The organism is Rothia sp. HMSC067H10, from assembly GCF_001810635.1.
Classification (GTDB): Bacteria; Actinomycetota; Actinomycetes; order Actinomycetales; family Micrococcaceae; genus Rothia; species Rothia dentocariosa.
Map to the genome: position 1 here is coordinate 114,622 of NZ_KV802313.1, position 26,798 is coordinate 141,419.

Below are 26,798 nucleotides of genomic sequence, written 5' to 3' on the forward strand. Positions count from 1 at the left end.
ATACTTTAAAATCATCCCTACAACAGATTTGAAGCCCTGGCGACCTTTTGTAGTGCCTCCCAAGATCCCTGTGAAATATTTGATCCACCTATACTACTCGCAGAAAACTTAGGTCTGCATTCATGAAGGACTTCTGAATTATGAATATCATCAGTATATCCATAAAATTCCATTTTAGACTCATATGTAAATATTTTATTTACGAATAATAATTTCATATCGTTTTCAGGGACATAGTGTTCCCATCCGTCATCCAGTTGATAGAATATAAATTTTGAAAGAAATGCAGAAACCCAATCAGCAAATTGAATATTAGCAGATATAGAGCTATCAATATGCATAGGAGGCTCTACAATTTTATCCATTTCCGGGTATTTAGAGCTTCGTGAGAAAATATGTGCGTACGCCAAACTCATATAGGGCTTCCTTTCATTCTCATTAATCTGATCCATCATCACCATAATATTCTCGTCGCTTGCGACTGCATGACGCGCCAGACGATTTAATACTTGGCGCATAATAAAATCATGCATGTCATCCATCCATTGACGCAGACCTCCTTCATCTCGTTTACTGTATCTATAATCTAGAGATTTATTAATTTCTGGAAAAGTCCCTCGTGGTTTTTCTTTGACGAAATAAAATATTTTACCGCCAAGATAATTGAGTTTATTAACTAATTTCATAAAGTATTTAATATTTTGAGGATATAATTTATATGTATTAACCCTGAATACATCAGATCCTTTAACTTCAAATCGCCCGGGAATGTCAGATTTATTATATTCCTCTCTGTAAAGCCTATTTCTAATACTCACAAAGTACGCTCCAAATTCACGAGCCTTATCATCGGGAATAATAAATCCCGCGTAACCAAAAGCTGGGGAAGTATTGTACTTAGGATGATCTTTAGAAACATACTCTGTCCTAGACCCAATCTCATCAATATATGTCAGCAACATGAAAAATCCTACCTAGCCTTAGATACACGTGATGCCGCAACTTCTAAAGTTACGGCATCCGGAACGGCGTTCTGAGGGGCCAAACCCCACTACTACCGATAATTAATCTACCGGTTTTCAGAACGTTCTGTCAATAGAATCCTTCAGATTATGACGAGCCTAATCCATCAAGTCGCGGACCACAATAGTCTGGTCGCGGTCGGGGCCTACGCCGATCGCCGAGATGCGGCAGCCGGAAAGTTCTTCAAGCTTATGCACATACTTGCGGGCGTTCTCGGGCAACTCGTCCAGGGTTTTCGCATCCGAAATGCTCTCGTTCCAGCCGTCGAAGTACTCGTAAATCGGCTTCGCGTGGTGAAAATCGGTTTGCGTCATCGGTATTTCGTCAAAGCGCACGCCGTCCACCTCATACGCCACGCATACGGGGATCTTCTCAAGACCGGTGAGCACATCCAGCTTGGTAATAAACAGGTCGGTAAACCCGTTGATGCGCACCGCCTGGCGCGCAAGCACCGCATCGTACCAGCCGCATCGGCGCGGACGCCCCGTGTTCACGCCGAACTCGCCGCCGGTTGTGCGCAGGAAATCGCCCATCTTATCGAAGAGCTCGGTGGGGAACGGACCAGCACCCACGCGGGTGGTGTACGCCTTCTGAATACCAATCACGCGGGAAATTCGGGTGGGGCCAACACCTGATCCCACGCAGGCGCCCCCGGCGGTCGGGTTTGAGGAGGTCACGAACGGGTAGGTACCGTGATCGACGTCGAGGAAGGTCGCCTGGCCACCCTCCATGAGCAGGGTTTTACCCTCATCAAGTGCCTTATTGAGCAGCTGAGTAGTATCAACGATCATGGGTTTGAGCCGCTCGGCGTAAGACATGAAATAATCCACGATCTCGTCTGCCTCAACATGGCGGCGGTTATAGACCTTCACGAGCAGCTGGTTTTTCTGCCGCAGCGCGCCTTCAACCTTTTGCCGCAGAATCGACTCATCCAAAATATCCTGCACGCGAATACCCAGGCGCCCTACCTTATCCATGTAGGCAGGCCCAATACCGCGCCCGGTCGTGCCGATCGCGCGCTTCCCCAAGAAACGTTCGGTGACCTTATCCATCGTCTGGTGGTACGGTGCCACAAGGTGGGCATTTGCCGAGATTTTGAGTTTAGAGGTGTCGGCGCCGCGCGCCTGCAGACCCTCAATCTCAGAGAAAAGTGCCTCCGGGTTCACCACCACGCCGTTGCCGATCACGGGGGTTGCGTTCTCGCTCAGAATGCCGGCGGGCAGCAGCTTAAGCTCAAATTTTTGGCCGTTCACCACCACGGTATGCCCAGCGTTGTTGCCGCCGTTCGGCTTGACCACGTAGTCCGCGCGGGGTCCGAGCAGGTCGGTTGCCTTACCTTTACCTTCATCGCCCCACTGGGCGCCCACGATCACAACAGCTGACATTCTTGCTCCTCTAGGATGTACTCCCCGCCGTTTCGGCGGCCGTGCGCGGGTTCTTCAAACCCTCTTAGGCACACATTTGTTAATCATAACGCGACCCTGTGATAGTGCATCTATTATTTAGCGGTTGCAACACATCTTTTCCGTGAGTTTCTGCGGCGTAAACCCCGTGATTCGGCGGTAAAAGCCGCTTTGGAGGGCCAACATACAGGATGCGCGCCCGGGGCAACCTGCCGCGAGCGCGCATCCATGAATTATGCCCGGGTATATGCCCCAGGTACCGCATGAACCTTCTTATTTGAGAATCTTGATGAAGGTCATGGGGTAGTCGTACATTTCACCGCGATTAGCGGCGATAGCGCCTAAGATGTGGAAGATAATCATGAGTATGCCGGTGACTGATACCACCAAAAACCATATCGGAGACATGATGAAGAGGGTGATAACCATCAGGAGGAATGCGGCGGTGTTAATAACCCACATGGAGAAGTTGAAATTGAAGGCGCGGCGCGATGATTCTTTGGTGAATTCGTAGCCGGGCTTGTCTTTGTAGATGAGCCAGAAGATGAGCGGGGCTATGAAGCTCAGCGTGTTCAGCGACAGCAGCATGGCGAGAAGCGATGAGAGGTGCGCGAATATCGCCATGTTTTTTGCGTCCGGGGTAATACCTTGGTGGTTATATTCTGGCCGTTGCTGGCTGTAACCCGAACCCGACTGTTGGTTATAACCGGGCTGATTCTGGTAGTTCGGCTGTCCGTTGTTGTAGTTAGGGTCGTAGGTCATAAGAACCTCCTCAATGCAGCGTGTTGGGCTGTGTTTTACAGTATATGCCGCCTACCTTAACGCAACATGGGAATCGTGGGGAGAGGATATTTGTAGTCCTCACCGGAATTTGCTTTAACCGCCCCGATAATGTGGAACACGACAGCGGTAACGCCCAAGCCTGCGATCAGAAGCCACAGTATGGGAAACATCGTAAAGAACAGCATAAATGGTTCGCCGGATTGGCTTTGCGCCCCTATGATGAGGAATATTACCATCAGCAGAACCAGCAGCAGGAATGAACTAAAGATAATGATAGCTAGGGTCACGCCCAGGTTGAATGTTCGTGCGGCGGCGCTGCGTACTCGCTCGTAGCCGGGTTTGTCTTTGTAAACCGCCCAGAAGATCAGCGGAATTAAGAATCCTGCAATCCCGGAAAGATGCGCGAGCATCGCCATGTTGTTAACGTCAGTGGGCTGCTGTATCACATAGACCGGCTGCCCGTAGCCCTGTTGTGGGTAGCCTTGGCTCGGCTGCTGTGGGTTGTATCCCGGCGGGTATGGCTGCTGGCCCTGGTTAGGCTGCGGATTCTGCTGATAAGGGTCTTGGTTGGGGTCAAAGTTTGACTGGCTCATGTTTTCACCCGTTCTGTGTGTTGTCGTCTCTGTGTTTCGTGTTCAAGCTTTTCATGGCGTCCATCTTCAAGGGCTTGCTCAAAGCTCCTGCCCGATGCACCCGCCGTCTCGGTACTATCGCAGGATAGGCAGGGTGGGCAGAGGGTACTTATAGTCTTCACCGGAATTTGATTTAACCGCGGCGACAATCTGGAAAATAATCATCAAAACCTGAACAACGCAGCTTATCAGAACCATGAGGGTTATGGGTGCGAACATCCCCATGGCACTGGAAACAGCGGTGCTCGGATCGTTAGTCGACGCCATACCGGGTACGACCATCGTAAAAATATAGACAAACCCGCTCAGCAGGGTGATAAGAACAATCAGGTATCCCGTCAGCCCAAAATTGAAGGCCCGCGCGGCGGCACGGCGTGCCAGTTCGTACCCGGGTTTATCTTTGTAGATAGCCCAGATAACGAGCGGAATAATAAACCCACCTAAAAGCCCGGAAAGATGCCCCCACATGGCAACCGTGCTGACATCGTTGGTTTGTTGAGTCACATATATAGGCTGCCCCGGTGGGTACGGCTGTTGGTACTGTCCCTGGTTAGGTTGCGGGTTCTGCTGATAGGGGTTGTGGTTGGGATCAAAATTTGGCTGACTCATGACAATATTCCATTCTTGAGGCTGCTGCCCCACCCCGTCGGGTCTGATGCAGACTTCCATGCGAGCCGGGCACAGCATCCTTACCGTGCTCAACGATATGAGCAACTCAGCTTCGACAAGGTTTTTATTCGGTGTTTTTGGTCTTTTTATCATAGCGCGCACCATATTTATACGGTAGATTTTTGTGGCACGAATACCGGGTGTTTTGAGGGAGTATATAAAACTATAGAAGTAAAGAATTTTATATTTATATATAAATTTTATAAATATTTTTGGTGTCCTTGATAAAACTTTAGAGTAAAACTTCTTAGAATTGATAGTGCAAGACACATCGTTGTTTTTTTAAAACGCGATGCGCTCGCATATCACACCGAACCGTAGTTACCAAAAGTGCTGACTCGGGTTCGACACTATCAAACACAAGGAGCATCATGGCATCCACCAACACCTGGCGGGCGTGTACCCGCATCGGGTTATCGGCGGTTTTGGGGCTCGGTCTTATCGCCTCCACGGCGGTACCACTCAACGCAGCAGAGACACCGTTGAGAGGGCAAGACCCAGACCTGAGAACCTCACAACAGCACACGCAGCAGCAGGTGCTCTCCCCCAGCATGCTAAAGGCGCAGGGCACCATACCGGTCTACGTCAAGTTCAAGGGTCAAGGCGCCTATGAGCAGACCCAGCCGCGGGCGGTTCTGCAGAACAGACAGGCACCCGTGAACGCTCAGGCACAGGTGCAGGCGATCAAGACCCGCGTAGAGTCACAGGCGCAGTCCGTAGCGGGAGAATCGCACGCGAAAGTTCTATACACCACCCATAACGTGATGCCGGGCGTGGCGCTCATGGGCGATGCCCAGGCGATCCGTGAGCTCGCATCCCGCCCGGATGTTGAGCGCATCAGCCCGATCGTGCCGAAATACCGTCAAAATGCGGGTTCTGTCGTCGATACCGGGGCCGCTGAGAATTGGGCGCGGCAAAACACCGGGTATACCGGCAAGGGCATTAAGATTGCGGTGATCGATTCGGGAATTGATTATACGCACGCCGACTTTGGCGGGCCCGGCACGAAAGAAGCCTTTGACGAGGCCACGAAACTCACCAATATGCCGGAAGCATCGTCCGGTCTCTACGACCCCGCGAAGTTCTTAGGCGGGTACGATCTTGCCGGTGACGACTACAACGGCCTGAACACGGCAGTGCCCGATAACAACCCTATCGACTGCATCAGCGGCGGACACGGCACCCACGTGGCGGGTACTGCGGCTGGTTGGGGGGTGGATGCGCAGGGCAAGACCTTCCGCGGCGATTACTCCACGCTGACACCTGAGAAACTGGGCGAGATGAAGATCGGCCCCGGTTCTGCACCGGATGCCCAGCTGTACAGCTTCCGCGTCTTCGGGTGCAGCGGCGCCACCAACCTGGTGGGTCAGGCTCTCGATAAGGTGCTCGACCCCAACGGCGACGGCGATTTCTCAGACCGCGCGCAGGTGGTAAACATGTCTCTTGGCGGCGAGTTCTCCCCCGAAGATGACCCGGAATCCTACGCCGTCGAAACGCTGTTCCGCCAGGGTGTGCTCGCCGTTGTCTCGGCGGGTAACGCGAACGGATACAACGGTGCAGGCGATACCTACTCGAACTCTGGCCAGCCCGCGAATGCCATTTCGGCGCTGACGGTGGCGAACTCTGTGGGTTCAACCTACGCCGTGGATGCGGCGCAGATTCTTGCACCCAGCCAGATTGCCGGGAAGATTCCGGGCGACTATTCGGTGGACTACAACTACTCGAAAGCCTCCGAAGAGACCTTGCGGGGTCAAGTCGTTGCGGCGCCCGCCTCGAATAAGTTCGGGTGTGAGGCATTCAGCGCCGAAGACTCCGCCAAGCTCAAGGATCGGTGGGTCTTTATCGAGTGGGCGAACGAAGACGGCACTATCTCGTGCGGCTCGAAAGTCCGTTTCGACAATGTTGAGAAAGCTGGCGCTAAAGGCGTCGTCCTGTCCTCCCAGGAAGAGCGCGCCGAACTGGGGATCGCCGGGAACGAAACTATTCCGGGCTTCAGGGTGGCGAAGAGCGCATCCGATAAGGTTCGCGAGGCTGCACAGGCTGGCACCCTAGAGATTCGCCTGGGCGAAGACCTCAAGGGTGGTCTGCGTGTTCAGAGCGGTAAATTTGATGAGCTGACAACTTCGAGCGCACGCGGGTTCCACGGCTCGTACGGGTACACGAAGCCCGATCTCGCCGCGCCGGGGAATAATATTTCCTCTGCCGCCGTGGGTACCGGAACGGGCTCGATTCAGTACACGGGTACGTCGATGTCTGCGCCCTTTGCCTCCGGTGTGGCGGCGCAGGTGTTGCAGGCGCATCAGGATTATTCGCCGATTCAGATCAAGGCGGCGATGATGAACAGCGCAGATCATGACCTGCACGATGCCGCTGGGCATACCTACGCGGTGGATCGCGTGGGTTCAGGGCGCATCGATGCGAAGGCTGCCGTCGATACCCGCGTACTTCTGTACAACGCGGACCGTCCCGAGCAGGTCTCGCAGACTTTCGGCGTGCTGGAATATGCGGCAGATGCGGGTCAGCAGTCGCTCACCCGCGAGATGACGGTCGAGAATTTCGATTCCAAGGCGCACACCTACTCGATTTCCTATGCGGGAAGCACCGATATGCCCGGTGTTGAATTCTCGATGCCCTCCAGTATTACGGTTCAGCCGGGTGAGAAGAAGAATTTCCAGGTGAAGGTCACGATCGACCCTGCACGCTTGGAGAAAACTATGGACCCGGCGATGGAAAAGACCCAGTCCTCCATCGACCTGAACACGGGTAAGACCATGGTTCCCGAGCAGGCGCGGCAGTTTATCGCCTCCGAATCCGGGCGTATTAAGCTGACCGAAGGCGACCAAACCCTGCGCGTTCCCCTGCATGCAGCGCCTAAACCGGTTTCGACCATGAAGGTTGCGGGCAACAACGTTCAGGTTCCCGCTGGCTCCTCCCAGACGCGAGTCACATTAGAGGGCACCGAGCTGAACCAAGGCGGATACCGCTCCCTGCTGGGGGCCTTCGAGTGGGGCGCATCGGTGAATCGTGTTAACCCGAGCAACCTGTGGGTCAGCAGCGATATGAAGGCGAACCTGCAGCATGTGGGTGCGTCCTCGAACGCGCCCGCGCTCAAGGGTGCGGGCAAAGACCCGAACGAAGGCACGCTTTCCTTCGGCATCAGCACGTGGAGGAACTGGGATGTGATCTCTGAGGAAAACACCTTCACGGTCAATATTGATACGGACGGCAATAACCGCGCCGATTATGTGCTCAAAACCGACCGTTCCGCAGGGTTGGACTTCCCGATTGTGCGCCTGATGGGCTACAAGAACGGGTCTTTGGAGCAGCTCGCCTACTATCCGCTCAACGGTGCTTGGGGCGATACCGACACGAACATGATGGACACAAACACACTCATCATGAGCGTGCCCCTGAAGGATCTGGGGTTGACGGCCGAAAACGCCCCGCAGATTCGCTACAGCGTTGAGTCCATCACCCAGTACGAGTGGGAGAACGTCAGCCAGACCGACTGGATTACCTACAGCCCCTTCGCCCCGAAGGTGTGGTTCAGCGGTACCGAGTCGAGCATCCCCGGGATTTTCGCGGATGCCCCCACCACCGAGCTGACGCTGCACCGCGCCTCGGATGCGGGTTCGGCTAAGGCTCTCTTCCTGCACCTGCACAACGGCACCGGGGACCTCTCGGGTTCTCAGGGTGCAAGCGGCGAGCGCGCCCAGGTGCTTCCGGTGAGCGAGCAGAGCACGGAGACCCCTTCTGCCCCGCGCTTCACGGATGTGAAGGAGGGCGATATGTTCTACACCGAGATCGCCTGGCTGGCGCAGCGGCGTATCACGACCGGCTATCCGGATGGTTCGTTCCGCCCCGCCGAGAATACGAGCCGTGCCGCCATGGCGGCGTACTTCTACCGCTTAGCGGGTTCGCCGCAGTTCACCGCGCCGAGCACGCCCACGTTCAAGGATGTGGCTCCCGGCGACCAGTTCTACAAGGAGATTGAGTGGTTTGCGGCGCAGCGGCTGACGACGGGGTATGCGGATGGTACCTTCCGCCCGCAGGATGCGGTTAACCGCGATGCGATGGCGGCGTTCTTCTACCGGTACGCGGGCAGCCCGGCCTTCACGGCACCGGATAAGCCCACGTTTAAGGATGTTGCCCCGAATAGCATGTTCTACCGCGAGATCGAGTGGCTTGCCGCGCAGAAGGTGACGACCGGGTGGCCGGATCAAACCTACCGTCCGTTGGAGCCTATCCACCGCGATGCGATGGCGGCGTTCCTGTACCGCTACAACCAGGGCGTGCTCAAGGCTGAGGGTTAGCCCCTCCCCCTAATCCACCCCGCGAGCAGCGGTTTTCGCCCGAGAAGGTGGGAAAATCCTACCTTTTCGGGCGTATCCCCGCTTCTTACGAGGGTTAACACATATTCACTCCGCATCATCTGTACATTGTTACCTTCAAAGGATCAAGGAGTATGATATGCCTCCGAATTATCGCAGACGAGGCGCCTTAGGGTGCCTTGCCGCCGCGACAAGTATTCTGTTAGCGCTTGGCACGCCTGCCAGCGCAGATATAAACCCGGGCGGTATCAACGAAAACGGGCAGTACCTCGCAACCCCCACACCGCAGAGTTCAGATGCGCTCTCCCCCACCATGAAAAAGGCGGAGGGAGATGTGCTCGTCTTCGTTAAGTTCAAGGGTCAGGGTGCCTACGAGCAGACCCAGCCCGACGAGGTTCTGCACAATAAGCAGGAACCCGTTAAGAAGCAGGGTGAGGCCACCTCTATCAAGGAGCAGGTCGAGAATCAGGCTCGCCAAGCGGCTCAGGATTCCGGTGCAGAAATACGTTATACCGTGCACAATACGATGCGCGGCGTAGCCCTGCACGGCAATGCTGAGAAAATCCGTTCTCTTGCCGGGCGGGATGATGTTGAGCGCATCACCCCCATTGTGGCGAAAAAGAGCATGAATGCTTATAGCGATATAGATTCTAAGGCCGTGCAGGCTTGGGCCGAAAGCACCGGGTACACCGGTAAGGGCGTCAAGATCGCTGTAGTCGATTCCGGGATTGACTACACCCACACCGACTTTGGCGGTCCCGGCACGAAAGAAGCCTACGAAAAGGCCAAGACTCTGACGGACCTGCCCGATGCCGGCTCCGGACTTATCGACCGGTCCAAGGTGGTTGGTGGTATCGACCTTGTGGGGGATGACTACAACGCTCTCGACGCGGGTTCGACCCCTAAGCCCGATAATAATCCGCTCGACTGCCGTCCTGAAGGGTATGGAACCGGCGGGCACGGCACCCACGTGGCGGGTACCGCGGCGGGGTACGGGGTGAATGCCGACGGCAGTACCTTCCGCGGCGACTACTCCAAACTCACCGAAAACGATCTCAAGAACATGAAGATCGGTCCCGGTTCCGCCCCCGAGGCGCAGCTGCTGAGCATCCGCGTGTTCGGATGCCAGGGCAGCTCAAACGTGGTGATGCAGGGGCTCGACCGTGCCCTAGACCCCAATGAGGACGGCGACTTCTCGGATCGCGCCAATATCATCAACCTGTCCCTCGGCAGCGAATTTTCTCCGGCTGATGACCCTGACTCCGCTATGGTGGATTCCCTCGCGCAGCAAGGTATTCTCACCGTCACGGCGGCGGGTAACGCTAATGAGTTCAACGGCGTGGGTGATACCTACTCGGATTCGGGCAGCCCCGCCAACGCCGCATCCAGCATTTCGGTTGCGAACGCCAATGGCACTATGAGCGTGTCTGATCAGCTCAAAATTGTCAGCCCCGAAAACGGAATTCCCCTTGATTTTATTGACGGCGTTTTTCGGGACTTTAAGTTTATTGATGGTGACTATTCGCTCAATTTCCCCCTCGATAAGGCACCTGCCGATAAACGCACCGGCTATGTCACCCTCGCGCCCGAACGCAACCATGACGGCTGTAAACCCTTCACTCCGGAAGAGGCTGAAAAGATCAAGGGTAAATGGGTGATGCTCGACTGGGAAGTAGACTACACCCACAAGGTCAACTGTTCCTCCGCCGAACGTTTCGATCATGTTGCCCAGGCGGGTGGCACGGGCGTGCTGCTCGTCCTCAAGGACTATCCTGCCCAACAAGGGTTTGGCGGTAACGCCACGATCCCCGGGTTCCGCATTAACACCGCCTTCGCCGCAGACATAAAACCCTACGTGGAGGCCGGAACTTTCAAGGTTGAAGCGAATGAGGCTTATAAGAAGGCAACACATATTCCTACCAGGCTCGAATTCGGCCTCAATTCTATGAGTTCTCGCGGACAGCACGGCACCGAAGGATTCATCAAACCCGATGTTGCTGCGCCGGGAGTCGATATTTTTTCGGCGTCAGTCGGCCAGGGCACCGAAGGGGTTTACAACACCGGAACCTCAATGGCGGCACCGCATGTCTCCGGCATTGCCGCGCAGGTGATGCAGGCGCATCCAGACTATACCCCGGCAATGGTGAAGGCTGCGATCATGAACAGCGCAGACACCAATATCACCAACAATTCAGGATATAAATATGCTGTTGATCGTATGGGGTCTGGCTTCGTGAACGCCAAGAAGGCGGTCAACGCGAAGGTTCTGGTCTACGATGAGGAAAATCCCGAGCGGGTTTCCCTATCATTCGGCGTTCTCGAATATCCCCTCGATGGCGAAGACCATACCGTAACCCGCAATATCGTCGTGCGGAATATGGATTCGGTAGCCCACACCTACGAGCTTTCGTACCAGTATGGTCCCGAAATCCCTGGATCACGTCCCGAGGTACCGCCCTTGGTGACCGTCGAACCGGGCGAGACCGTCAAAGTTCCTATCACCTTCTCGACCTACACCCCCTTCCTAGAAAAGACCATTGATCCCGCCCTGGAGAAAGAGCAAACTGCCATGGCCTATGTTAATGGGCAGTACCAGCCTATTATCTCGGGCAAACGTCAGTATATTGCGAGCGTCTCCGGTCGCATACTCCTTAAGGACGCGAACCAGGACAACGGGGAGGAGCTTATACGCCTGCCCGTTCATGCGGCACCGAAGCCTATCTCTACGATGAAGGTTCAAGGCTCCGAGATTCAGTTTGAGAATGGTAAAGCCACCGAAACCACCGTCAAACTCGCCGGGCAGGATGTGAACCAGGGCGGCTACCGGTCCATGATGGGAGCCTTCGAGCTGGGGGCTGCGAGCCCGCGCATCCCCACCAAGAATTTGGATCTTCCCTCAAGTCAGAGCATGGATCTGCAGTATGTAGGTGCCGCTTCGGACGCTCCGGCTCTCAAGGCAGCCGGGCAGAATCCGAACGACGGTAAGATCTACTTCGGTATTTCAACCTGGGGTATTTGGGATTCCATGCACCCGGGACGTCAGCTTCAGGTGACGCTCGATACCAACCGTGACGGTAAGCCCGACTACAACCTTGAGGTGGGGCCCGAAAAGGGTCTGGATTACCCACTCGTGAAGGTGTGGAAGGCGAATGGGGATACCTGGGAAATAACCAATCGGTACCCGCTTAATGGCGCTTGGGGCGATACCGACACGAACATCATGGATACAAACGTGATGGTGCTGGGTGTGCCGCTCAAGGATCTGGGTTTGACAGCTGACACGGCTTCAAGCATTGACTATGCGGTTTCAACGAACACGTGGAGCAATGCGAAGGCTGGCGGCGACTATGTTGATGCCACCGAGAAGATCTCTTTCAACCCGTTCGCACCGAAGGTATGGTTCGAGGGTGAGAGCGCGGGTGTTCCGGGGCTCTTTGCTGACCGTAACGGCGGCGAGGTAAAGGTGCACCGCGTTGAGGGCGAGAAGCCTTCGGCACTCTTCCTGCACCTGCACAACGGTACCGGAGATTTGAGCGGTCAGAACGGAGCTGCCGGTGAACGTGCCCAGGTAGTTCCGCTGAGCGAGCAGCAGCAGAGCAGTCTGCCGGGCCCCTCAGAGCCCACGGAGTCTCCGAAAGATAGTTCGCTGCCGGGTCCCTCAGAGCCCACGGAATCTCCGAAGGCAGATACGTCTTTGCTGAAATAGCTGTGGAATGCACCAACTATGCGTTAGCACGCTGACCTGGCTGTATACCGATTCCGGTATATAGACCACACGGTATATAACCGATCACGAATATGCTCTCGGTTCCCTCAAGAACAAGGGTTCCGAGAGCATATTTTTATATTCCGATACTGATATAAAGCCTTGTCTGTGCCTATGTGTGAAGTTTTGGCGGGTCTCTAGCACATCGGTTTCACCACGACAGGTTATCCAGAACGATGAAGCAATACCCCCGCAGTAAAAAGCTCCAGGTTATCCTTATAGATCGACCACATAATAAGCGTGGCGATCCAAGTAAGCAGAATGGATATATGCGCGAACGTTGCCTTGCCCTGCGCATCCGGCGCCTGTCCCGAGACCGGCTGAGGCATACCCTGTGCGGGCTGTTGGCCATATTGATTAAAACAACAGTAAATTAGCTCTTTGTAGCAAAAGATTCGGCCAATCTTTTAGATTAGTTGCATTAACTTTCGTTCCCTCAGCAAGACGGCGCCCGCGTACACTAGAAATATGCGTGAACTTCAGGAAAAAATCGTGGCACAGATGGGTGTTCGTCCCAATATGACCGAAAAGCAGGCGCGTGAGGAAGTACAACGGCGCGTACAATTCCTCTGCGACTATGCAAAAGCAACCGGCACCCACGGATTCGTGCTCGGCATTAGCGGCGGCATCGATTCCACACTGGCGGGCAGGCTCTGCCAACTCGCCAGCGAAAAACTCAACGCTGAAAAATACCAAGCTCAGTTCATGGCGGTGCGCCTGCCCTATAAAACCCAAGTCGACGAAGAAGACGCACAAAAAGCCCTCGAATTCATCGCCCCCGACCGTGCCGTCACCTTCAATATTGCGGATGCGGTCGATGGCTTCGATACCGCCTACACGGCTGCCGTGGGTACGCCTATCAGCGACTTCAACAAGGGAAATATTAAGGCGCGTGCCCGCATGATCGCCCAGTATGCGCTCGCTGGCGACCCGTCCCTGCTGGTCGTCGGCACCGACCACGCGGCGGAATCCGTGACCGGTTTCTTCACGAAGTTCGGCGACGGAGGGGCGGATATACTGCCGCTTTCCGGGCTGAATAAGCGGCAGAATCAGCTGCTTCTGAGGGTTCTGGGCGCATCCGAGCGGCTGTGGGCTAAGCCGCCGACAGCCGACCTGCTTGACGGTATCCCCGGGCGCACCGATGAGGATGAGCTCGGCATCACCTACCCGCAGATCGACGACTACCTGGAGGGTAAAGAGATTGACCCCGCTGTTGCCGAGAAGCTAGAGACTATCTACCTGCGCAGTCGGCATAAACGCACGGTTCCGGTGGGTATCGCCGATACGTGGTGGAAGTAAACCTTGGGTGAGGCTCGTTGCCCGGCGGCTTATTCTGTGCTTACGCTTTTTCACGCTGCCGGATGCGCGTGCGCCCACTCGCCCAAAACAGAGCCACCCCGAGCGCGCACGCCCCCATCTGCGTGACGGGGAAAGCCCAGGTGAGGCCGGTAAATCCAAAAAGTGTATCGCCCGCGAAGACCGTGACGAAAAAGAAAACACCCACACTCGCGGTCAAAACTACCGCCGCCACGCCTTTGCCGCAGGCCTGGAACCAGGCGACGAGCAGCATCACTAACGCATAGAAAACAGTTGAGAAAAGCAGGGCGGTGAGTACCTGGTCCCCCGCCGTAATGATGCTGGGGCCACCCGCAAGATACAGCGCCCAATCGCGGAACGCCCAGACCGGAATCGAGAACACTGCCGAGGTTCCGACCGAGAGCAGCACCGCGACCTTGAGTGCGGCGCGCAGACGCTCCCGATTCCCTGCACCGTAGGTATATGCAAAAAGTGGAATACTGCCCATGCAGATACCTGTACATAGGGTTTGCGGAACCATGATCAGACGGATCGAAACGCCGAAAGATGCGACCGCCGCATCGCCGTATTTAACCGCCAGGTTATTGAGCACCAGGGCCGAGACGACGAGGAAAAGACTCGATACCATTTGTGAGGAACCTACCGAGAGCACGGGTTTAAGCACATCGGCAGAGAGCGTGAAATCCTTGAGCGACCACGAAAAATTCTTGCTCTTCGCGGTCAAAAACAGCATGTAGTAGATAATGCAGGCGACGTTTGTCCCCATGAGAGCCCAGCCAGAGCCCGCCGCGCCCATACGAAAAACGCCGATGAGCAGCACATCCAGCACGAGGTTGGCGAGTACTCCCCATAGCAGGCCGTACATGGATTGTTTGGCATAGCCTTCGGCACGCACCAGCTGTTCCAGGGTGAACATACACATCCAGGGCGGGGCGCCAAGGAACAGCACGGTCACGAACCAGCGAGTCGGTTCATAGGTGGCACCACCGGCACCCATCAGCCGGGTGAGCGGATCGACGAAGAAAATCCCCGCTACCGCCAGCCCTACGCCGAAGATTAGAGAAGCATAGACGGCGAAAGAGGTAACGGCAGGAATGCGGGCGGTGTTGCCTTCACCCAGCAATCGTGCCGTGAGGGTGGATGCGCCCACCCCGAAAAGCCCCGCCAGCGCGGTAATGACGCCTACCACCGGGAACCCGAAGATAAGCGCGGCAAGGTCTTCAACCGTGCCAAAGTGCCCCACGAAATAGGAATTCACCACGTTGTAGATGGCGGTGATAGCCAGCCCGGTTGCCATAGGGATACCTAGGGCAAGCAGGGCGCGCATCACCGGGGCATCTTTGAGGAAGTAGATATTTCGGGAGTCTTCACTCAGGCTGTTTTGATGAAGAACTTCGCGGGAAAGCTCGTCTGCACTCGCCGTCGATGCGGTATCCCCGGCAACCTGTGTTTCGGGTACACCGAGATGCTCGGCTTGGGGCACGGTGTACCTCCTTGTAGGATAATGGTCGGTAAACGTAGGCGGCGTGCGAACGCATGGAGTATAGGCATATAAGCCTGACAAGGGTATATACCCAGTCTGGAATAATCCTGCGGCATATGTATGTGCCATGCAATAACCTCATATAGCACCTATACCGAAAGTTTTTCCTTATATGCCGATAAACGCATATAACCGGTTGGCTCCCCTGAATGCGGGGCTGCCGCCTCGCTTATCATACACGGCTGTGCCTGTATGGGGCATATGCAGGTCGTTCCATGACGGAATAACTTCTGATACTGCGCTGCACGGCAGAACCTTATATGCGGTTTTGAGCATATTATTTCGAGCCGCTTTGCCCGATATATATCAAAAGCTTTATACAGCGGTGAAACTCTGTTTCCAGGGGTCACTGCAATATAACGCTTCGGGCATACACTCAGGTCAGAGCGTTTTCACGGGTGCGAATGAAGAAAGTGCAGACCTGCTACTCAGACTCAACCTTAATCTCGGTCACGCCGTGCTCGGGGGTGCCCGATGCGGGCGCATCCTTCACCTTAGTACCGCCGGTTGCGAAGAACAGGATCACGCCCAGCACACACGCCGAAATCTGGGTGAAGGGGAACGCCCAGGTGAGGCCGTCGAACCCGAACCACATATTGCCGAAGATGACTGCGGGGAAGAACAGCAGGGCAATGCCCAGGGTCATGAGCGTGGCGGGCAAGCCTTTACCGGCGGCCTGGAACCACGAGACGAACACGATGCTCACGGCATTAAACACGGCGGCAAGCATGAGCGCGATCAGCACTTTCTCGCCAGTGGCGACCAGCGAGGAGTCGCCCACGAGCTCAAGAAGCTGGCGACGGAATATCAAGACGGGAATGGTGAAGATAATGGAGGTTGCCACCGATACCATTGCGGCGGTTTTCAGGGCCGAACGCACGCGGTCTCGATTGCGAGCACCGTAGGCATAGGCGAAGAGCGGAATACCTCCCATGCAAATACCCATACACAGCATTTCAGGTACCATGTTCAGACGCATCGCCAGCCCAAAGGCGGCCACAGAATCGTCACCGTATCCTGCCGCAATATTGTTGAGCACCAGCGCGGAAACGGTCAGGTTTGCACTCTGAATCAGTTCGGCGGCACCCACGGCGAACACGGGTTTAATAATGTCGCCGGCGATCACAAAATCGCTGGGTTTCCAGGAGAAGTTGGGGCTCTTGCGAATAAGGAACTGCAGGTAGTACACCATGGATGCGGCGTTTGCGGCGAGCATCGCCCAACCGGCACCGGCGATACCCCAGCCGAGAACCGCAATCAGCAGAACATCGAAAATTGAGTTGATGACGACGCCCCAGATAATGCCGTACATGGATTGTTTGGCGTAACCTTCAGAACGCACCAGCTGTTCCAGGGTAAACATGCCGACCGAAAACGGCGCACCCAAAAAGAGCAGGTGTACGAAGGTTTTGGTCGGCTCAAAGGATGCTCCGGAGGCGCCCATCAGGCCGGTAACCGGGTCTGCGAACAGGAACCCGGCAATGGCGACCACCATGCCACAGGCGAGCGCGGAGTACAGGGCGAATGAGGTCACATTGCGAATACGTGTCTCATTGCCTTCGCCCAGCAGACGCGACGCCAGGGTTGATGAGCCCAGACCGAACACACCCGCAATCGCCATGATGATACCGAAAACAGGTACGCCATATCCGGTGGCGGCGAGCTCTTCGACGGTGCCGTAGTGCCCCACAAAGTAGGAGTTAATGACGTTGTAAATGCTGGTGATCGCCAGCCCTGCTGCCATGGGGATACCCAGGGAAAGAAGCGCCTTGAAAACGGGGGCATCTTTGAGCAGGTATATGTTTTTGGGATCGTCCATATTGGGCATCCCGGGGCCTGTATCAGGTGTGGGCACAGCCGGGATGGCGCCAGTGGTGGAGGGTACGGTGCCTGTCACCGCCGGAACTGCACCGGTGACGGGCGGGTTCGCCTCGGACGGCGCTACTGTGCCAAGTTTTGCTGCTGTGTTGGGTTTGTCTGCCGCGCCGGTATTTTCGGGCAGGGCGTGTTTAGGTTTATGTGTCATGAAGATGCGTTTCTTGGTCTGTGGAGTGCGCCCGTCTCTGGGGCGGCATGGCTCAGGTAATATCGGTCGGCGCTACATGCCGGATGCGGGCAGGGGACTCTATTGTACCCGTTTCCTGTTGAGAAGTAACCCCTTCCTCCCGCTGCTTTTCCTCCCGGCCCTCTCCCCTGCTTCCCTCTCTAACCTCCCACGCAAAAAGGCTCTTTATGTGAATAAAGAGAGTTTTTCAACGCTTTATTCACATAAAGAGCCTTTTTACACGCTAACGCTTTTAAAGGGGAAAATTTTTGCCTAAAGCATACGGTAAAGATTATGAGTGCCCTCTTCCCGGAATGAGTCACCGGCGCAGGTTGCAAATATACATTCCGTGATGACTCTCGGGCGGATGAGCTGGAGCACCGCAGATTCCGAGCGCGCGAGGCACCAAATCTGCGTGCGGAAGGCGCGCAAGCGCAGTAGGAATGCTGTTCTACGAGATAGTAGAAACGGCTCAAGCGATCCTTATCAGCTACATTCTGATTGAGGGATCGGCTCAAGCCGTTTCACATATTGTAGGCTTTATCTCAGCTTGGATTAAGAACCTGAGGTAACAACCTGCTCACTGGAGGGGCTTGGTAATTGCAGTTACTAAGCTCCTCCGCATATGAGCATTTACACCTGAAATATGATTCCAGCGTAGCACACCGCCTCAGCACCATTGGGCTTCTTAGCTTTCCTTCTACCCAGCAGTTCTTGGACCTTAGGCAAGGAACTCGGGCAGTTTTTGTTCAAGCTCGGTGCAGGCACGCTCAACAGCAACATCTGGGCCAATATTTGGATCCGTAGTGCCTTCGGCACGCACAATATCGGTCGAATCGAACCCGAGCATCCCAAACACGGTCCGTAGGAAGGGGTACGATTGCTCCCACGGTGCCAGCGGACCGGTGCTGTATACGGAGCCACTTGACTGCACGAGCAACGCCTTATGCCCGCCCATGAGACCCTGCGGACCATTCTCGCTAAACTGGAAAGTCTGCCCTCCCATAATAATGTTATCCAGGTAGTCCTTCAGGCGTGAGGTCACCGAAAAGTTATGCATGGGCATAGCGATAATCAGCCGATCAGCCGCTTTAAACTGTTCAATGAGTTCAGTACGGCGCGCAAGAATCTGTTGTTCCCGCTTACTCAGGGACGATTTTTCGTCATATACGTCATATACCGCCGCCCCGTAAAGCGGCAGAGTTTCGGCAGTAAGTTCGGGAATATCCTCATTGTAGAGGTTCAGCACGGACGCACCCGGCAGTTTCTCGGTCAGGCAATCGACGAGGCGGTTGGTGCAATACGCAGTTTTATTCTGGGGATCCGGGTGGGCGTTAATAATAAGGGTCTGCATGGGGTCTCCTGGTGATTGAATAAGATATTGCAGAATTTACAAAAATCCGGGATGGATATTTCTATCGTAGATTGGGTGTAACGCTGGTATCAATGCTGAGTACAGGCAAAGTTATGGAATAACGCTTTATGACGCAATATTTCTTCAGGGAATGTCCCTAGTGCACGTAAAAAGAATTTAAAAATGGAAGAATCACATTTTTACGCATTCTCCAGAATCACACGAAATTTCCTTGTAAAGCATGCAGTAAAGTTATTAGTGCCCTCTTCCCGGAATGAGTCACCGGCACAGGTTGCAAATATACATTCCGTGATGACTCTCAGGGCGGTGAGACAGATGTCATTCTACGAGATAGTAGAAACGGCTCAAGCGATCCTTATCAGCTACATTCTGATTGATGGATCGGCTCAAGCCGTTTCTAATGTCGTAGAAGCTATCTCAGTATTCCTTAAGCGACTGAGGTAGCATCTGCCTGGCTAAAGAGGGGTTGGTAGTTAGCGCTATCGACCCCTCTTGCCCTTGAAGGGCTAATAACAGTTGCAAATATGATTCCAGCTTAGCACACCGCCCCTTACCTTCGAAGGCTGTTCTTCTGTAAGGAACCCGCGTAAATTCTCACTGATAAAGCGTCATATATCTGTATATACCGGTAAACCCTTAACTTCAGAGAGGCCAACCACACAGAATCGCATGTACCTTTCGGGTAATGTTGAGACGAGGAGCAAGAAATGTATAGGCGCATAGTGGCAAATAAAATACGCGCTACTTTCCGAGAAATTAACGCCGGAAACTACCAAGCGATGATTGATTCGTTGGCGGATTCTTTTCAATACCGATTTCATGGCAGCCACGCTCTTGGCGGCACCCGCACGAGTAAAAAGACCATGATCCTGTGGTGGGAACGTGTGAATCGTCTGTTGCCGGGCGCCCATTTTGACGTTCAGGATATTCTGGTCTCGGGTTACCCGTGGCGCACGCGTGTGGCAGTGCTGGCGCGGGTGAGTGGCGATCTACCCGGTGGGGAGCGTTACCAGAATACGGTGTTTCAGTTTTTCACGCTCGTCTGGGGTAAGGTTACGTCGATAGAGACCTGCGAGGATGTGCAGATCTTGGAACGTGCCCTGAGCATCGTAGCGGATAACGGGCAGGAGGAGGCTCTGGCGGAACCGCTGGAGGATTAGAGCACGCAGGTTCGCTACACCTTTTCCTTCAGCTCTTTTTCGCATCCTCCAGCACCTGCATCAGTTCGGCGAGGCCTGCATCCAGCTGGCGGCGCGTCTCAGCGGGCAGCTTTTCCAGAATACGCCGCTCATTTTCCACGTGTTCGAAGACGACTTTTTCCACCAATTCACACCCAGCGCCCGTCAGCTTCACGAGCATACTGCGGGCATCATCCGGGTTAGGGATGCGCTCAATGAGCCCGCGCTTCTGTACCTTCTGCAGGCGGGTTGTCATAGTGCCCGAAGTAACCATAAGCGAAGCAAAAAGCTCGGTCGGGGTCAGAATATAGGGCGCACCCGCGCGGCGTAACGTCGCCAACACATCAAAGGCGCCATTACTAAGATCATAGGCAGCAAAAACCTCGTCAAGGCGCGGCGCGAGCAGAATGGAGCATCGCCTAAGACGGCCAATCAGGGCCATATTTTCAGAAGCCAATTCAGGGAGTTCACGTTTCCACTGATCAATAATGACGTCCACGGCATCGGGGTGGGTACTGCGGGAACGGGCGCTCGACATATTCCTCCTAGAGTCGGCTCACTACTATTTTATCTTGCTTTCAAGACAAAAAGCGATTAGGATTTATCTTGAACTCAAGGCATCTATCCGACTGCGAAGAACTATGAAAAACCGTCTTCCTCTGCTGATCATCACGGCGTTCGTCCCCATGGTTTGGGGATCAACCTACCTCATCACCTCCGAGTTTCTGCCGCCCGACCGTCCCTTCACCGCCGCACTGATCCGCGTGCTGCCAGCAGGGTTGCTGCTACTGCTCATCACCCGAGAGTTCCCGCGCAAGAAAGAGCTGAGCCGAATTATTCTTCTCGGCATCCTCAACATCGGCCTATTCCAGGCAATGCTGTTCGTCTCTGCATACCGCCTGCCCGGCGGACTGGCGGCGATTCTCAGCTCAACACAAACTATTTTCGTCCTCGTCCTCACCCGAATGGTCGCCAAGAAAGCGACTCCCGCATCGGCATGGCTTGCCGCACTTATGGGCATTATTGGCATTATCCTGTTGGTCGCATCCCCCAGCACCACCTTCGATGTGATAGGCATTCTTGCGGCGCTCACCGGGGCTGTCGCCATGGCGTGCGGAATTTTCTTCACCGCCTCAGGAACATCATCTCTCTCGACTCTCGCCATGACAGGATGGCAGCTGCTCGTGGGCGGAATATTCCTGCTGCCCATCGCCCTGCTGACCGAGGAACCGCTGCCACCGCTCACCCCCGCAAATATCGGCGGATACGCCTTCCTCTGCCTGGTGGGCACAGCGCTCGCCTACTGCGTGTATTTTCATGGGCTCTCGAAGCTGCCGCCCGCGGTCATTGCGTCCCTGGGACCGCTCAGCCCAGTCACCGCGTTTATTCTCGGCTGGATTTTCTTGGGGCAAAGCATGACGCCGCTGTCGATGCTCGGCTTCGTGCTGGTACTGACCTCAATAGTGGGGGTACAGCGCGCGATGATGGGCGCTCGAAAAGCGGCGCTTTCACACACAAAATAGTTTTCTTACCGTCACACACACGATATAAAAAAGGCTCTTGATGCGCATAAAGCACCAAGAGCCTAAGGTAATTGTTCTACTCGTAGAGAGGAGTTGGCAGTTAGTGCCACCAGTTCCTCTCGCCATAAGGCGTATAACTCATAAAGATGGAACCAGCTTAGCATACCGCCCCAGCGCGCCGATTAGCTGTCAGTCGTCTTAGGGGGCTCAGCGTTATTCCCAGCTGTTGTCTCTTTGGTTCCAGCCGTCTGTGAATTCCTCTCAGCACGGGCTTTTTCACGCTCCGCCGCCTCACGCTTGGCCTTCGCCTGCTCGTAAAGCTTTGCCGAAGATTTATTGATACCCGTACCCTGCCCCAGTGAAGGGTCGTTCGGGCGTTCCGCTAAGATCAGGGTTGCACACACTACGAGGGTGACCACAAAAACCGCGCCCGCCACACCTAAGGCCAACACAAGGTTGGGGTGGTTGCGGGTGCCGCCGGTTGCAAAAATAAATACGGCGAAGAAAGCCGCTACAGCCAGAGCAGCGGCAACCAGCAGGGGACCTTTCACCTGCGCTTTAAATCCGCGGGGGCGTTCTTCAGCCACTCGTTCCTCCTCTTGTGTGTGTCTAACCAGTGTACGCGCCGTTGCAATACACCTCTAAAACCTGAGCGATTGTGAACTAGGGTTTTGTTCGGTCAGCGCCCGCTTTCTCATTCGGTCCCAGAGAACCCACCAGCAGAAAAACGCCGATAATCAGCGCCCCACCGCCGGGAACTCCCAGGGTCGCTTTCGCCCCGATCTCCCCCACAAACGGCAGAATTAAAGCAACCGCAAGAAGCACGCCCCCTTCCAGAACCCAGTCACGCCACACAGCCACCGCACTACGGTAGCGCATCCCCAAGAGCAGCTTAATCAGCCCCGGCAGACCCGAACCGGCGCATACAGCCAGAATAATAAGAGCAAGGGTATCCGGCATTATCACGAGCAAAGCCCCAGATGCCGCCTGCACGAGCGCCGTCGAGCTGAGCGATGCGCTCGTCGCGGGCCCGTAGTGCATCCCGCGGGCCGTGAGCGCGTGTGAGGTGCCGAGCGCGAGCATCCAGAGGCCCAAAAGTATTTTGGTGAAGACATTATCAGGGGTCTGCACAAAAACGGTGATAATCCCAAAGATAAGGTATATCAGCGCGTGCAGCATTAACGATGCGCGCCCTTGCGCGGTACCAACAGCGCGCGGAACTTTTCCGCTCGGGGGCGGGGTCGATGCCGAGGGTTTCGTGCTCACGTGTACCAGAATACCGTGCAGCACCCTAAAATTCCGCATAAACCCCCGGGAGCATCCTTAATATTCCATATACGGAATATAGAATACACCCGGGGTTTAGCACTTCTGGAGCCGTTCGGGGCTACTCCAGCTCAACCGGGCCGAGCACGCGAGCCTCCTCAATATCCAGGATTTCCTGAATCGCGTGGAGCACATTCGTGTCGATTGTGCGCTCATTACGCAGGCGCTTGAGCACGCTGCGTTGCTTCTCCAAATGCCGCAGACGCAGCTCTTTCTCAAGGTCGCTCGCTTCAATAATGCGGCGGGCTTCTTCCGGCGCGTTCGCACCGTGTTTACGAACGGCGTGCAGGTTGCGGTACATACTCGCGTTGTACATCTGTTCATCGGCAATGCGGTCGATAATCCACTGTGGTGCACCAATTTCCTGGCCAATCTCAGCCACAGAGTCGAAGGACTCGGCAATTATCGTGCGCACTGCTTCATTGATCTCATCTTCTTCGGTGGTATCAACCGGAATTTTCGCCCACCTAATAACGAGCGGCAGGAGCATCCCCTGAACCACCATCGACAGCAGAACCACGCCCGCAACAATAAAGATAATAAAGTCACGCGCGGGAACATCAGTCGGCACGGAGAGAGCCACCGCGAGGGAAACACCGCCGCGCAGTCCCGCAAAGGTACTCACTACACGGCCACGGAAAGTTGTGCGCAGCTGCTTCTGCTTTTCTGAACGGTCAAGGGCACGAATAATACCAATCGTGACGTGCAGGAAAATAAAACGCGCCGCAATGGAAACAAGCCATGCCACCACAATCACGGCGAACGTCAAAGCCCACGCATAGTTGTATTCACGAAGAACATCATCCACAGGCGCAGTGGCGCTGGGCAGCTGAACACCCACGAGCACGAAGAGCGCACCGTTCATGACATAGGTGACAAAAGACCAGATGGGCAGACCATAGAAACGGTTTTGGGGTTTGATGGTATCCGGTCCACGATAGGTCAGGTAGAACGCTGCGACCACCACGGCTACCACTCCGGAACCTTTCATGCCTTCAAAAGGCTCGATCTCTTCAGAGAGGAAGAAAGCAATAAACGGCACGGTAAACATGAACACACTGAAGTTCATGGGGTTGCCGATGTGCGCACGCAGCTTATTCACACCCCATCCGACGGCCAGGCCAACGAGACTTCCGATCAGGAACGAGAAGAAGAACATTCCGGATGCGGTCCCCAGGGCAAGTTCATGACCACCCGCAACCTGCAGGGCGAGTGCGAAAAGAACTAGAGTGGTGCCGTCGTTAATGAGTGCTTCCGCTTTAAGGGTGGTGATGGAGGCTTTAGGGAGTTTGCCGTTGAGCGTTGCCACGGCCACGGCATCGGTGGGGGCGAGCGCCACACCGATAATCAGCGCCACATGCCACATGTAGATGCCCATGAAGGTGTGAAGCACCCAGGCGATAACGAACGCCGTAAAAATTACGAGCACCGTGCCCGAGAGCAGAATGCCGCGCAGACGGGTGCGTACCTCACGCCAAGAGGTATTTCGGGTCTCCCAGAACAGCATCACGGGCAGGAAGATTTCGAGAATCACGTGCGGGGGCAGCCCGGCCTCACGCACCTCGTGCATGGCGTGAACGGGGATGAGCGCCAGCACAAGCCCCATGAAAATGAGCATAATGGCGGGGGTTATTCGTATTTTATGGGCAAGGATATTACGCAGAAGAATTGCCAGCGATAGGGCAATAATGACTTCAAGCACGGTGATGTTCCTTGATGTGTGTTGGAGGTTGAAGAGGAATAAACAGCGCCAGAATAACACCTGTGAAGGCGCGCATATTCCAACATATCACGGGGTAAAAATACGGGGCTTTATACTGAACTGCATTCTCTTCGCGGTGCTGTAGTTCTAGGTGCAAAAGACGCGCGCATGTGAGATGCCCTGTGCAGGGTGCACACCGAGCGGTCTAGTACTATCTGTTCTATAGGAGTCGGCTTACGAGACTGTATAACGCCGCGAACCTCACGAAATATGACGATTCGTGTCACGCAGACACAAAGATGCGCGCGCATCCGCAGAAATTCCGTCGCAAAGTGAGCGTCCATGCATCGAACGTGAGAAAATGGGGGCATGACTGAACAGACTAATTCCCCAGTAACCGGCTCCCCGCTCGTGAAGCGCGGGCTTGCCGACATGCTCAAGGGCGGCGTCATTATGGACGTCGTCACCCCCGAACAGGCCAAGATCGCCGAAGATGCTGGTGCCGTCGCCGTCATGGCGCTTGAGCGCGTACCCGCCGATATTCGTGCGCAGGGCGGCGTGGCCCGTATGTCCGACCCCGACATGATTGAGGGCATCATTAACGCCGTCTCGATTCCCGTGATGGCGAAGGCGCGCATCGGGCATTTTGTTGAGGCGCAGATTCTTGAAAGCCTCAAGGTGGATTACATTGATGAGTCAGAGGTACTCTCCCCCGCCGATTACGTGAACCACATTGACAAGCACCAGTTCACGGTGCCATTCGTATGCGGCGCCACCAACCTGGGCGAGGCGCTGCGCCGTATCGCCGAGGGTGCCGCTATGATCCGCTCGAAGGGTGAGGCTGGCACCGGTGACGTCTCGGAGGCAACCAAGCATATCCGCACCATTAAGCGCCAGATCGCCGAGCTGCAGGGCCTGTACAGCACCATGCCCGATGAGCTGTACGTGAAGGCGAAAGAACTTGCCGCCCCCTACGATCTGGTGCTCGAAGTTGCGAAGACCGGTAAGCTGCCCGTGGTCATGTTTACCGCCGGTGGCGTGGCAACCCCCGCCGACGCAGCCATGATGATGCAACTGGGCGCGGACGGCGTATTCGTCGGCTCCGGCATCTTCAAATCCGGCAACCCCGAGGCACGTGCCAAGGCCATCGTGAAGGCAACCGCGTTCTACAACGACCCCGAAAAGCTGGCGGATGCATCACGCGGTTTGGGCGAGGCCATGGTCGGCATCAACGTTGCCGATCTGCCCGCGCCGCATCGTCTGGCGGAGCGCGGCTGGTAAGTACAGGCCGCCACGTGGCGGATGCGCACTCGCCGATCGATTATATTCGGTTCAGGTGAGGGCGCCCGGCCAAGGCGTGCAGGGGGTGAAGCTCGGTGCGGGCTTCGCCCCCGACTCTGTTCAGATGCGTTATCCGCTCGGGTGAGTTTGGCTCTTTCAAACCCGAAGCTCAACGTTCTACACTGTGCGCAACCTCGTGTTGCAGAAAGATAGGCTCATGAGTGAGACTGAGGTCCTTCCCCCGGCTGCCCTGCCCGGTGCAGGCAAAACCGTGGGTGTTTTGGCACTGCAGGGCGGCGTTGCCGAACACGCGCGCATGCTCGAATCCCTGGGGGCGCATGTGGTGCTCGTCAAAAGTGCCGAGCAGCTGGCGAACCTGGATGCGCTGGTTCTGCCCGGCGGCGAATCTTCCACAATTGACAGGCTGACCCGGATTTTTGGTCTGCGCCAGCCGTTGATTGAGACGATTTCGGGGGGCTTGCCGACCCTGGGAACCTGCGCCGGGCTGATTATGCTCTCGACTGTGATTGACGATCCGGCTCCGGGGCAGCAGTCGCTTGGTGTTTTGGATGTTTCGGTTGGGCGTAATGCCTTCGGGTCGCAGGTCGATTCGGCGCAGGTTCATCTGCCGTGGCTTACGCCCTCGGGCGAGGAAGTCGTGATCGATACGGCGTTTATTCGCGCGCCAATTGTGACCCGCGCCGGTGAAGGCGTGCAGGTGGTGGCGCATCATGAGGGCAAGATTGTGGGTGTGCGCGCCGGGAACATTATCGGCATTTCTTTCCACCCGGAGGTCACGGGCGATACCACCGTGCACGAGGAACTGCTCTCGCTAATTCGATAGGCTCTCCTTCGCCTCTCCCCTGGTATAAAAAGAGCCTTTATGTGAATAAAGAGTATTT

At 55.4% G+C, this 26,798-nt stretch carries 19 protein-coding genes; 7 read left to right on the forward strand and 12 right to left on the reverse strand.

Annotated elements, in window-relative coordinates; genetic code table 11:
• Window positions 1–17 precede the first annotated feature (17 nt).
• The 5 genes from HMPREF2756_RS06335 to HMPREF2756_RS06355 all read right to left on the reverse strand — a co-directional run bounded on the left by HMPREF2756_RS06335 (window position 18) and on the right by HMPREF2756_RS06355 (window position 4,450).
• Window positions 18–962 carry a DUF3800 domain-containing protein gene (locus HMPREF2756_RS06335; protein ID WP_048754612.1) on the reverse strand — a complete coding sequence of 315 codons (945 nt, stop codon included), beginning with the start codon at window positions 960–962 and terminating at the stop codon, window positions 18–20.
• A 159-nt stretch (window positions 963–1,121) separates the two neighbouring features.
• Window positions 1,122–2,408: an adenylosuccinate synthase gene (locus tag HMPREF2756_RS06340; RefSeq protein WP_004006467.1), complete on the reverse strand. Its 1,287-nt coding sequence runs from the start codon at window positions 2,406–2,408 to the stop codon at window positions 1,122–1,124.
• Window positions 2,409–2,699: 291 nt separating this feature from the next.
• Entirely contained in the window at window positions 2,700–3,188 is a 489-nt protein-coding gene (locus HMPREF2756_RS06345) for a DUF4870 domain-containing protein (protein ID WP_004006466.1), read from the reverse strand.
• 56 nt (window positions 3,189–3,244) lie between these two features.
• Entirely contained in the window at window positions 3,245–3,802 is a 558-nt protein-coding gene (locus HMPREF2756_RS06350) for a DUF4870 domain-containing protein (protein WP_070619430.1), read from the reverse strand.
• A 114-nt stretch (window positions 3,803–3,916) separates the two neighbouring features.
• The gene (locus HMPREF2756_RS06355; protein WP_246825864.1) at window positions 3,917–4,450 is read right to left on the reverse strand and encodes a DUF4870 domain-containing protein; all 534 of its coding nucleotides are present in this window, start codon (window positions 4,448–4,450) and stop codon (window positions 3,917–3,919) included.
• A gap of 431 nt (window positions 4,451–4,881) precedes the next feature.
• Between HMPREF2756_RS06355 and HMPREF2756_RS06360 the strand changes: the two genes are divergently transcribed.
• From HMPREF2756_RS06360 to nadE, 3 genes are all read left to right on the forward strand, one after another.
• A complete protein-coding gene (locus HMPREF2756_RS06360) occupies window positions 4,882–8,823 on the forward strand; it encodes a S8 family serine peptidase (protein WP_070619432.1) in 3,942 nt (1,313 codons plus the stop codon).
• 157 nt (window positions 8,824–8,980) lie between these two features.
• On the forward strand, window positions 8,981–12,547 hold the full coding sequence (locus HMPREF2756_RS06365) for a S8 family peptidase (protein ID WP_070619434.1): 3,567 nt from the start codon (window positions 8,981–8,983) through the stop codon (window positions 12,545–12,547).
• Window positions 12,548–13,075: 528 nt separating this feature from the next.
• Window positions 13,076–13,906, forward strand: coding sequence for an ammonia-dependent NAD(+) synthetase (nadE, locus tag HMPREF2756_RS06370; RefSeq protein ID WP_070619437.1), 831 nt, complete (start codon window positions 13,076–13,078; stop codon window positions 13,904–13,906).
• Between the two features lie 40 nt (window positions 13,907–13,946).
• Here the strand turns inward: nadE and HMPREF2756_RS06375 are convergent, their stop codons facing one another.
• The 3 genes from HMPREF2756_RS06375 to HMPREF2756_RS06385 all read right to left on the reverse strand — a co-directional run bounded on the left by HMPREF2756_RS06375 (window position 13,947) and on the right by HMPREF2756_RS06385 (window position 18,865).
• On the reverse strand, window positions 13,947–15,407 hold the full coding sequence (locus tag HMPREF2756_RS06375; RefSeq protein WP_246825865.1) for an MATE family efflux transporter: 1,461 nt from the start codon (window positions 15,405–15,407) through the stop codon (window positions 13,947–13,949).
• Between the two features lie 484 nt (window positions 15,408–15,891).
• Window positions 15,892–17,493 carry an MATE family efflux transporter gene (locus HMPREF2756_RS06380; protein WP_141747837.1) on the reverse strand — a complete coding sequence of 534 codons (1,602 nt, stop codon included), beginning with the start codon at window positions 17,491–17,493 and terminating at the stop codon, window positions 15,892–15,894.
• A gap of 739 nt (window positions 17,494–18,232) precedes the next feature.
• A complete protein-coding gene (locus HMPREF2756_RS06385) occupies window positions 18,233–18,865 on the reverse strand; it encodes an FMN-dependent NADH-azoreductase (protein WP_070619440.1) in 633 nt (210 codons plus the stop codon).
• A 743-nt stretch (window positions 18,866–19,608) separates the two neighbouring features.
• Between HMPREF2756_RS06385 and HMPREF2756_RS06395 the strand changes: the two genes are divergently transcribed.
• Window positions 19,609–20,046, forward strand: coding sequence for a nuclear transport factor 2 family protein (locus HMPREF2756_RS06395; protein ID WP_246825593.1), 438 nt, complete (start codon window positions 19,609–19,611; stop codon window positions 20,044–20,046).
• Between the two features lie 28 nt (window positions 20,047–20,074).
• Here HMPREF2756_RS06395 and HMPREF2756_RS06400 read toward each other — a convergent pair whose 3' ends face one another.
• The gene (locus tag HMPREF2756_RS06400; protein ID WP_070619446.1) at window positions 20,075–20,602 is read right to left on the reverse strand and encodes a MarR family winged helix-turn-helix transcriptional regulator; all 528 of its coding nucleotides are present in this window, start codon (window positions 20,600–20,602) and stop codon (window positions 20,075–20,077) included.
• A gap of 103 nt (window positions 20,603–20,705) precedes the next feature.
• Between HMPREF2756_RS06400 and HMPREF2756_RS06405 the strand changes: the two genes are divergently transcribed.
• Window positions 20,706–21,587: an EamA family transporter gene (locus HMPREF2756_RS06405; RefSeq protein WP_070619449.1), complete on the forward strand. Its 882-nt coding sequence runs from the start codon at window positions 20,706–20,708 to the stop codon at window positions 21,585–21,587.
• A 182-nt stretch (window positions 21,588–21,769) separates the two neighbouring features.
• Here the strand turns inward: HMPREF2756_RS06405 and HMPREF2756_RS06410 are convergent, their stop codons facing one another.
• The 3 genes from HMPREF2756_RS06410 to HMPREF2756_RS06420 form a co-directional block, all read right to left on the reverse strand.
• Complete coding sequence (locus HMPREF2756_RS06410; protein WP_048752420.1) at window positions 21,770–22,174, reverse strand: hypothetical protein; 405 nt, start codon at window positions 22,172–22,174, stop codon at window positions 21,770–21,772.
• 76 nt (window positions 22,175–22,250) lie between these two features.
• Window positions 22,251–22,892, reverse strand: a complete 642-nt coding sequence (locus HMPREF2756_RS06415; protein WP_048779586.1) for a hypothetical protein — start codon at window positions 22,890–22,892, stop codon at window positions 22,251–22,253.
• An 82-nt stretch (window positions 22,893–22,974) separates the two neighbouring features.
• A complete protein-coding gene (locus HMPREF2756_RS06420) occupies window positions 22,975–24,615 on the reverse strand; it encodes a Na+/H+ antiporter (protein ID WP_070619452.1) in 1,641 nt (546 codons plus the stop codon).
• Window positions 24,616–24,984: 369 nt separating this feature from the next.
• Here HMPREF2756_RS06420 and pdxS point away from each other — a divergent pair, with 369 nt between their 5' ends.
• Together pdxS and pdxT are read left to right on the forward strand one after the other, a co-directional pair.
• On the forward strand, window positions 24,985–25,896 hold the full coding sequence (gene pdxS / locus HMPREF2756_RS06425; protein WP_070535662.1) for a pyridoxal 5'-phosphate synthase lyase subunit PdxS: 912 nt from the start codon (window positions 24,985–24,987) through the stop codon (window positions 25,894–25,896).
• A 217-nt stretch (window positions 25,897–26,113) separates the two neighbouring features.
• Complete coding sequence (gene pdxT, locus HMPREF2756_RS06430) at window positions 26,114–26,740, forward strand: pyridoxal 5'-phosphate synthase glutaminase subunit PdxT (protein ID WP_070619455.1); 627 nt, start codon at window positions 26,114–26,116, stop codon at window positions 26,738–26,740.
• The last annotated feature ends 58 nt before the right edge of the window (window positions 26,741–26,798 follow it).